General features: G+C 71.7%; 5 protein-coding genes, 2 tRNA genes and 1 pseudogene. 2 read left to right on the forward strand and 6 right to left on the reverse strand.

The features are described 5' to 3' along the window. The first annotated feature begins 3 nt into the window (after positions 1–3). The gene (locus ACIQWG_RS16880; RefSeq protein WP_404095789.1) at positions 4–1,872 is read left to right on the forward strand and encodes an AAA family ATPase; all 1,869 of its coding nucleotides are present in this window, start codon (positions 4–6) and stop codon (positions 1,870–1,872) included. 94 nt (positions 1,873–1,966) lie between these two features. On the opposite strand, the gene ACIQWG_RS16885 is transcribed toward ACIQWG_RS16880, so the two are convergent. The 5 genes from ACIQWG_RS16885 to ACIQWG_RS16905 form a co-directional block, all read right to left on the reverse strand. Further along, positions 1,967–3,178 carry a ribonuclease inhibitor gene (locus tag ACIQWG_RS16885; RefSeq protein WP_404095792.1) on the reverse strand — a complete coding sequence of 404 codons (1,212 nt, stop codon included), beginning with the start codon at positions 3,176–3,178 and terminating at the stop codon, positions 1,967–1,969. Beyond that, positions 3,172–4,665 carry an SDR family NAD(P)-dependent oxidoreductase gene (locus tag ACIQWG_RS16890; RefSeq protein WP_404095794.1) on the reverse strand — a complete coding sequence of 498 codons (1,494 nt, stop codon included), beginning with the start codon at positions 4,663–4,665 and terminating at the stop codon, positions 3,172–3,174. The genes ACIQWG_RS16885 and ACIQWG_RS16890 overlap by 7 nt, the downstream gene beginning before the upstream one ends. Before the next feature lie 37 nt (positions 4,666–4,702). Further along, positions 4,703–4,774 (reverse strand) — tRNA-Glu (locus ACIQWG_RS16895). Between the two features lie 10 nt (positions 4,775–4,784). Continuing rightward, positions 4,785–4,858: transfer RNA gene (locus ACIQWG_RS16900), tRNA-Gly, on the reverse strand. 88 nt (positions 4,859–4,946) lie between these two features. Continuing rightward, the gene (locus ACIQWG_RS16905; protein WP_404095795.1) at positions 4,947–5,201 is read right to left on the reverse strand and encodes a WhiB family transcriptional regulator; all 255 of its coding nucleotides are present in this window, start codon (positions 5,199–5,201) and stop codon (positions 4,947–4,949) included. A 271-nt stretch (positions 5,202–5,472) separates the two neighbouring features. On the opposite strand from ACIQWG_RS16905, the gene ACIQWG_RS16910 reads away from it, so the two are divergent. Next, on the forward strand, positions 5,473–6,264 hold the full coding sequence (locus ACIQWG_RS16910) for a VOC family protein (protein ID WP_404095903.1): 792 nt from the start codon (positions 5,473–5,475) through the stop codon (positions 6,262–6,264). A 22-nt stretch (positions 6,265–6,286) separates the two neighbouring features. Here the strand turns inward: ACIQWG_RS16910 and ACIQWG_RS16915 are convergent. Continuing rightward, positions 6,287–6,386 (reverse strand): annotated as a pseudogene (locus ACIQWG_RS16915) (IS481 family transposase); the annotation flags it as partial.

Below are 6,386 nucleotides of genomic sequence, written 5' to 3' on the forward strand. Positions count from 1 at the left end.
TAGATGACCACGGAAGCACGGCAGACGGACCCGTCGCCCGGCGGCACTCCGGCCACCGGCATCCCGGCCACGGGCGGCCCACCCGCCGACGACGCACCCGTCGAGGTCTCTCGCCTGGAGTCCTTCATCGACGCGATGATCGACATGGGGCAGACCGGGCAGATCTTCGGCGAGCACGGCATCGGCAAGACGGCCACGTTCTTCACGCACATCGCCCGCGCCCACCCGGGCACGGACCTGGTGTACGTGCCCGCCGCGAACCTCACACCGGACGACCTCCTCGTCAACGCGCCGGTACGGGACACGCACACCGGTGAACTCGTCCTGCGCCAGCTGGTGATGAGCCGGCTCAAGCCGGAAAGCCCGTTCGTCCTGCTCATCGACGACTCGCTCCAGGCGGGCGACACCATCCAGTCGCAGCTGATGCAGGTCGCCTGCAACTGGACGCTGGGCGAGCACGATCTGCGGGCGCTGGGCTGCGTCGGTGTCTTCCTCACCGACAACGAGTCCCTCTCTGAGACATCCGCGCGCCGCAGCGACCTCGCGCTGCTGGACCGCATGGTCACGATGCGCATCACGGCGAACGACACATCCTGGCGACGGCACCTGGCCGCCAAGTACCGGCCATGGGACCTGCGTCCGGTGTTCTCGCTGTGGGCGTCGCTGTCCCCCGCGCTGCGCGAGCTGCTGTCACCGCGCACGCTCGACCACGTCCTTGCCAACGCCAAGGAGGGCTTCCCGCTCCGCTGGGGTCTGCCGCTGGTCGACGGAGAGCGGCTGCGGCTGGCCGAGCCCGGCGCCGACGGCAGGCCGGGACAGAACCGCACGGCGGAGATCCTGGACCGCATCGCCGACTCGCTGGGCGTGCCCAACCCGGCGACCGTTCCCGACCCGGTGCGGCAGGTGGTCCGGGCGGCGCTGCGCAACCGCTGGACCGTACTGCTCCAGGGCCCTCCGGGCTGTGGCAAGACGGAACTGGTGCGGGAGACGGTGCGCGAGGGCCTGGGCCGCGAGGCACTGTACTTCTCCCTGCCGGTGACCAACGTCGAGGACCTCTGCGCGCCGGTCCCGTCGGCCGACGGCACGTTGGACAACCTGCTGTCGGTCAACTTCACCGGGTCCGAGCCCAAGGCGATCGTGTGGGACGAGTACAACCGGCCCAAGGACAAGGCCGCGTTCGCCAAGCTCATGGAGATCACCCAGGAGTGGTCCCTGGCAGGTCGCCGCATCGAGAACCTTCGGGCCCAGATAGCCGTCCAGAACCCGCCGTACCACCTGGGGCGCAAGCTCCTGGTCGCCCGGAACAACATCGCCCAGGCGACGCGGTTCACGGCGTCCCTGGAGGTGCGACCGGAGGACATCCCGGCGAACGAGTGGCTGCTGGCCCGCTACGGCCGGGACGCCGAGACCGTGCTGGACTGGTGGAAGCACGACATCGACGACGACGGCCGCGCCTGGATCACCAAGCGCACCCTGGAGCGGCTCATCAAGCTGCACCGCCGTGGGCTGCCGCTGGAGATGGCCACGGTCTACCTCGGCGACGGCGAGTACGCCCCGGTCCCGCTCACTGCCCTGATCGACCGTCTCAAGGGTCGTCCGGTCACGGGGTTGCGCGAGTTGGCCCGTGATGCCGACGCCTGGGAGTCCCGCCTGCGGCGCGCGGCCGAGGACTCCGACGAGGGCGGCAACGACACGGACGTGGTCCACCAGATCCTGGCGAACGCGGAGCTGTCCCAGCTGAAGAAGCACAAGGCGGTGGTGGCGCGGCTGGTGGCCCTGCTGCCGGCGAAGCTCCGGGCCACGTACCTGGTGGGGGCGTCGGAACAGCAGCAGCGGTTCTGGACGGGGGTGTTCGTGGGGCTGCGGCGGTGAGGCGGGGGGGCGGAGCGTCGTGCGCTGTTTCTCGGCTTCACGCACGCCGGGTTCAAGCTCCGTGGCCCGCCCGCACCCACCCGAATCCCCCGCGTCAGGCGTCCCCCGCCGTCGGCGCCGTCCGGTACACGCTGCGCACGGCGGCCACGTCCGCCGGAACCACCGGCGGAGGAACCGCCGCGCTCAGCGCTCCCAGCCGACGCTTGATGCTGGCGGCGATCCCTTGCCCGAGCACGAACCGCGTGGCCGTGGCGGCACCCACCGCCGCATCGAGAAGCCGATGCGCCTCCCGACTCCGCATGCCGGTGTGGGTCAGCACCAGGTGGGCAAGCCGGTGCTCCGTGCCGGCCAGCGCCTCCGCCATGGCCTCGGCGGAGGCGAGGTCAACGAGATTGTCGGCCGCGTCCAGCACCGCGGCCGCCCGCACCCGGCCGAGGTCCAGCAGGGTCACCCCGGACCCGACCGCCGCCGTCACGACCCGGGCCGCACCCCGCGGTCCGATCCCGTTGCTGGCGAGGGAGAGCCGGGTCAGCCGTCCGTACGGTGCCCGCTCCAGGGCGGCCGCGAGGCGCCCCGCCCCCGCGTCGCCCAGCCGTGCGGCGGACACGTACAACTCGTCGACCGCACCCGCCTCCACCACGGCGGCCAGTGCTCTCGCCCCGGCCTCCCCCAGCGGATTACCGCCGATGAACAGCCGCTCGATCCGCCGCCCGTTGTCTGCGGCGGCCAGCAACGCATCGGCCAGGACGGTGACCGCCCCCGCGTCGAGGCCGGTCTGGACGAGGTCGAGCGTGCGCAACGACCGTGCGGAATCGATGAGTTCGGCCGCCGCCCGACCTCCGGCACCGCCCAGCGGGTTGCGCTTCAGCCACACACCGGTCACGACCTGCGGAGAGGCCCGCAGCCGGTCGGCGATCCGGCAGGCGCCGGCCGAGGTGATGCCGTTGCAGCCGAGGTACAGCGTCTCGACGTCCGCGCCGTCGGCCACCGCGGCGGCCCCGTCGTCGCCGAGTGCGTCGGTCCCGAGCAGCAGGTGCCGTACCGGCGAAGGCCCTTGGGACAGGGCGTCGGCGACCAGCGCGACACCGTGCGCGCCGAGCCCCTGCTTGCACAGGTCGAGCCTGCCGTCGGGCAGTGCCGTGCCCGCTGGGAAGTCCAGCCGCTCCCCGGCCGGACGCCCGGCGCGCAACCACTCCAGCAGCGGGCCGAGTTCGGTCGCGGGACGCGGCACGACGGACGGCACCCCGGCGAAGCCGATGGCTTCGCCCTCCTGCCCGGCGGCCCGCTCCGGCTCCGCGTTCACCACGCCGCCTCCCGATAGTCCTTGAGGAACACTCCGGACACCGGATCCCCCGCCTCGCCCCGCACTACGGGGTCGTAGACACGCGCCGCCCCGTCCACGACGTCCAGTGGCGTACGGAAACCGGCCTGAGCCATGCGTGCCTTCTTCGGCGCGGGGTTCTCGTCGGTGATCCAGCCGGTGTCGACGGCGCACATGTGCACGCCCTGTTCGGCGAGTTCGGCGGCGCTGGTGCGGGTGAGCATGTTGAGGGCGGCCTTGGCCATGTTGGTGTGCGGGTGGCCGGCCATCTTGTTGCGGACGGCGAAGCGGCCCTCCACCGCCGTCACGTTGACGACATAGCGCCGCGGGTGCGGGGAGGCCAGCAGCAGGGGCAGCAGCCGGTCGCACAGCAAGGCGGGCGCGAGGGCGTTGACCAGCTGGGTCTCCAGCACCTCGGCCGGGTCCAGCGCGCCGAGCCGGGCCGACCAGGAGTTCTGCGGGGACGGGTCGGGCAGCAGCCCGGCCTCGTCGGCCTCGCGCAGGGCGACGGGCAGGGTCGCGGCACCGCCGTCCAGCATCCGCATCGGCGTGAATCCGGGGGCGTGCCGAGCGCCCTCGGGCAGGGCGTCGTACTCGCCGGCCGCCAGCAGGGCGTACGACTGCACGGGGCGGCGTACGGTTTGTGCCGCGTTGTTGACGAGGATGTCCAACGGCTCGCCCTCGCGCCGCAACTCCTCGCAGAGGCCCAGCACTTGTCGCGGGTCCCGCAGGTCGACGGCGACGACCGTGAGCCGGTCCAGCCACTTCTCACTGCCGGGTGCCGCCCGGAAGCGGCGCACGGTGTCGTGCGGGAAACGGCTGGTCACCAGCAGCTCGGCACCGTCCCGCAGCATCATCAGCGCCAGCTGGAACCCGATCTTCACCCGGCCGCCGGTGACCAGCGCCCGGCGACCGCTGAGGTCGGTGCGCAGGGCACGGCGGGACCTGTTGTCGGCGGCGCACCGAGGGCACAGCCGGTGGTAGAAAGAGTCGACCTGTCGATAGGACGACTTACAGACGTAGCAGCCACGCGGCTTTCGATAGATGACCGCGCCTCCAGAACCACCCTCGGCACCAGAACCATCGTCGGGACCAGAATCACCGTCGGGACCGGAACCACCCGCGACATCCGAACCACCCACGGCACCAGAACCACCGTCGGCACCTGGACCAACGTCGCCATCGGAGCAGCCCGCCCCGTCACCCCCGGAACCGAGCGGCGCGTCCTCCCGGCGGTCCAACGCCCCCGTCGCCGTCCCTGCCATCACCGCCGCGTCGGCCGCCGACGCCTCGGCGTCCCGCGCCTTGCGCCGCCGCAGCCGTCCGTCCCGGGCGAAGGACGCGGCCACCTGCTCGGCCCGCAGTCGCACCGGGTCGTCCACGGGCAGCGCGCGCAGCCGCCCGACCGTCCGGTGGAAGGCGGCGAGCTCCTCCTGGCTGATGTCGATGCCGGTGCCGCCCGCGTCGCCCATCGTCCCCGCCCCGTGTCCGTGCCCTGTGCGTATGACGGGGCCCCGGCCGGATTCGAACCGGCGTATCCGCCTTGAGAGGGCGGCGAGTCTGCCTCTGCTCTACAGGACCCCCGGACGCAGCCCGGGGATCGGATTCGAACCGATGTCCTTCGCCTGGGCAAGGCGAGTGCGCCTGCCTCTGCGCTACCCCGGGTGCGCCCCCGGATCCTAACCGCAGCCCGGCGCGACGACCGCACGGATTTCGACGAGGGGGCCAGGGTGGGGCCCCGGCACCCGGCCGTTCAGAAGGACGTACGTCTGATCTCCAGGCGTTCCTTCTCCGACAGGCCGCCCCAGACGCCGAAGCGTTCGTCGTTGTCGAGGGCGTACTCCAGGCAGGCGGAGCGGATCGGGCACATGCCGCAGATCCGCTTCGCCTCCCGGACGGAGCTTCCTGGTTCGGGGAAGAAGAAGTCCGCCCCGGTCTGTGCGCACAACGCCTCCTCCTGCCATGCCAGGTCGAGGGAGGTGATCGTTGTGATCGTGTCGATGTGCATGCCCAGGATGGTGCCGCGCGGCGAAAAACGTTCGATCAACGCGGGATCAACGCCGCGCCGCAGGGCCCCCGGCCGACTCGATCGTCTCCCTCCGGGTGGCGCGCCGCACGGCGGCGCGCGGAGCCGCGCGAAAACACGGAGAAGTTCTCCGGTCACCGACGGTAGTCGGGTTCCTTCTCCCGGGCAGACGGCGGCGTTCCGGCAGCGATTGTCAGTGGGCGGTGGAAGACTCGGCAGTGCAGACAGCGGGACCCTTCCGAGGAGGGCGATGATGCTCACCACCCGTTTCGTCACCGGCGCGCCGAACTGGATCGACCTCGGCACACCCGACATCGAGGGCGCCGGTTCCTTCTACGGCGGTCTGTTCGGCTGGCGGTTCCAGCCGGGCGGGCCCGAGACCGGCGGTTACGGCCTCTTCCAGCTCGACGGCAGGACGGTGGCCGGCGGTATGCAGACCACCGAGGAGCAGGGCCCGCCCTCCTGGACGGTGTACTTCCAGACGCCGGACGCGGACGCCACCGCGAAGGCGGCCGAGCAGGCGCACGGGTCCGTGATGATCCAGCCCATGGACGTGATGGACATGGGCCGCATGGCGATCCTCGCCGACAAGGCGGGCGTGCCCTTCGGTCTGTGGCAGCCCGGCACCAACAAGGGACTCGACCTCGTCCAGGACCCGGGCTCGCTGTGCTGGCTTGAGCTGTACACCCCGGACGTACCGGCCGCGGCGGGGTTCTACAACGCCACGCTCGGCATGGAGACCTTCGCCCTCGACTTCTACGGCGGCACGTACACGACGTTCAGCCCCGGCGGCCAGGGTGAGGACGCCATGTTCGGCGGCGTCGTCGACAAGGCCGACGACCCGGCGGAGGCGGACGGCACCGCGCACTGGCTGCCGTATTTCGAGGTGGACGACACGGACGCGACGGTCGCCAAGGCGCAGGAGCTGGGCGGCACGGTCCGGATGCCGGCCACCGATCTGCCGGACGTCGGCCGCATGGCCAAGCTCACCGACCCCTACGGCGCCCGCTTCGCCGTGATCAAGAGCGCTCCGGCCCAAAGCTGAGGGGCGGCGCCGTGAACCGGGGCTAGGTGTGCTGTTCGGACAGGTTGGTGACGCGGGTGGCTGGTGTGTGGCCGCTGATGCCGGTGTGGGGTCGGTGGTAGTTGTACCAGTCCAGCCAGTCG

The organism is Streptomyces sp. NPDC098781 (genome assembly GCF_044759995.1).
Taxonomy (GTDB): domain Bacteria; phylum Actinomycetota; class Actinomycetes; order Streptomycetales; family Streptomycetaceae; genus Streptomyces.

What these genes read in the sequence shown, in the direction of transcription:
- ACIQWG_RS16880 (WP_404095789.1), top strand. Translation starts at nt 4, where the DNA reads ATGACCACGGAAGCACGGCAGACGGACCCGTCGCCCGGCGGCACTCCG.
- ACIQWG_RS16910 (WP_404095903.1), top strand. Translation starts at nt 5,473, where the DNA reads ATGCTCACCACCCGTTTCGTCACCGGCGCGCCGAACTGGATCGACCTC.
- ACIQWG_RS16905 (WP_404095795.1), bottom strand. Translation starts at nt 5,201, where the DNA reads ATGCACATCGACACGATCACAACGATCACCTCCCTCGACCTGGCATGG.
- ACIQWG_RS16890 (WP_404095794.1), bottom strand. Translation starts at nt 4,665, where the DNA reads ATGGGCGACGCGGGCGGCACCGGCATCGACATCAGCCAGGAGGAGCTC.